The organism is Rhizocola hellebori (assembly GCF_016862955.1).
Lineage (GTDB): Bacteria > Actinomycetota > Actinomycetes > Mycobacteriales > Micromonosporaceae > Rhizocola > Rhizocola hellebori.
In genome coordinates this window covers 1-1900 of the sequence record NZ_BONY01000181.1, presented here as the reverse complement: position 1 = coordinate 1900, position 1900 = coordinate 1, and the positions used below count along the sequence as shown (strand labels likewise).

Annotated in this window: 2 protein-coding genes; both read right to left on the bottom strand. The window is 63.7% G+C overall.

The window, feature by feature from the left end:
- Window positions 1–499 (bottom strand): M14 family zinc carboxypeptidase (locus tag Rhe02_RS49360; RefSeq protein ID WP_373320826.1); only part of this gene is annotated, 499 nt, incomplete at its 3' end.
- A 141-nt stretch (window positions 500–640) separates the two neighbouring features.
- Window positions 641–1900 (bottom strand): M14 family metallopeptidase (locus Rhe02_RS49355; RefSeq protein ID WP_203915539.1); only part of this gene is annotated, 1260 nt, incomplete at its 5' end.

Here is a 1900-nt window from a genome sequence, read left to right as displayed (position 1 = left end):
CCTCGGGCTCGTCCTCGTCGGTGGCCACGTTGTCGGAAATCTTCACGCCGTAGATGGTGCGCGCCTGGAAGGACTGGCCGATGTTGAATTTCTGGGCGATCGCCGGATGGTCGGCGACGATCTGGTCCAGTTCGGCGTTGACCTCGGCGTAGTTGTGGAACGCCGAGTCCGCCGGCGGGAAGTCGTTGACGACCGCGTCGGTGGCGTGCGCGTCGGACTGCGTGATCAGCTCGGTGCGGAAGCCGAGCTTCTCGATCTGCTTGACCTCAGCGGGGATCGCGGTGATGTAGAGGGAGCCGTGCTCGCTGTAGTCGATGGCCGCCCCGGTTCGGGCTACAGCATTGCGGTCGGCGAACGTTTTGGGACCGATGACCCGGTATTGAGCTGAAATGCTAGGCGCCGCACCGGAATCGGAGGGCGCACCGGTGGCTGGTCCGGTCAGGACCATCGCGGCGCCCACCGCCAGCACGGAAATAAGAACTGCGACTTGTCGTCGCATAGCGAGCCTCCCCTGCGTCTGGGTAAACAGATCTCGCACAGGAGACCATCGATTTCATGGTCATTTCAATACGTCGACATATACCGATCGTCTTGCTGACAGGGAGCCGGTGAATGCACTGGCCCCCTGTCAGATTTCGTGTTATTGGCGGGTAATCCGTACGTCGTCGACGCCGGCTTCGACCAGGCTTGCCGTGGCGGCATCGGCGGCCTGGATCAGGATGCGCACCGACTGCCCGGCATAGGCCGAGATGTCCCAGCTGCCGGTGGCCCAGGCGCCGTTGCGGTTGGAAGCCGCACCCGCCTGGTTGAACAGCTGAGTCGTCCCTCCGTTGTGGACGATGCTGACCCGGAAGAAGTCAGCGTTGGTGGCGTTGGTGCCGTGTGCCAGGTACCAGGAAAGGGAAACACTAAGCACACCACTGGTTGGAAGCGTTACCGCCGGCGATTGCACGCTGGTGGTGCCGCCGTCGATGTCGAAATCTCCTGCGGCCGCACCGGCCGCCGGCCCGGTCGACAGGTCGTTGACTCCGCTGACTGTGGTGCCCAACTGCTTGGCGCCGCCGGAGTTGGTGTCGGCCGGGTTGCCGCGCTCCCACGCACCGGTGGTGGCGGTGTCGGTGCCGCCCGGGTTGGTGGTCCAGCCCAGCGCGGTTTCGAAGGTGTCCTCCCACACCGTGGTCGGCGGAGTGCCGGTGCCGCAGTATTGCGACTCCTTGCCGATCGCGCGGTAGACGCAGTCGGCGTATTCGGAAAGCATCAGGAACGCCGGGCGCATCCGCTGAGTCTGCGGGACGATCTGCTCGTCGGGCGGGTAGAAGCCGCCACCACCGTTGCTCGGGTAGAGCTCGAAGGTGTAGGAGAAGATGCCCTGGTTGTTGAACATCCAGTCGATGATGGTGCCGTCGGCGATGTAAAGGTCGCTGGCCTGCTCGGGGGTATACCCGTTGGTGGCAGCCATCTGCTGGCCGATGGTGGCGAAGGTGTTGCGCTGATCGACGGTGATGTCCGCACCGGTGTCGGCGGTCTTGTAGCCGTAAGGCCACAGGATCAGTTCCGAATAAGTGTGAATATCCACATTCACCTTGATCTGCTGTACCCCGCCGATGCGCCGCGAGAGCACGAAGTCGCGGATGCGCTGAGTCTCCGGCGCGGAGAACGCCGACGGGCCGCGGTAGGTCTCCGAACTCGTCGTGCCGCTGGAACCACCACAGCAACCCCATTGATAGGACCAGTTGCGGTTCAGGTCGGTGCCCACATTGGACGAACCCGAATTCGGCTGGCGGTTCTTGCGCCACGACCGGTACGAGCCGGTCGCGATGTCGTACTCCACACCGTCCGGGTTGACCATCGGGACGATCCAGAACTCGCGGCTGTTGACCAGGTTGGTGATCTGGCTCGT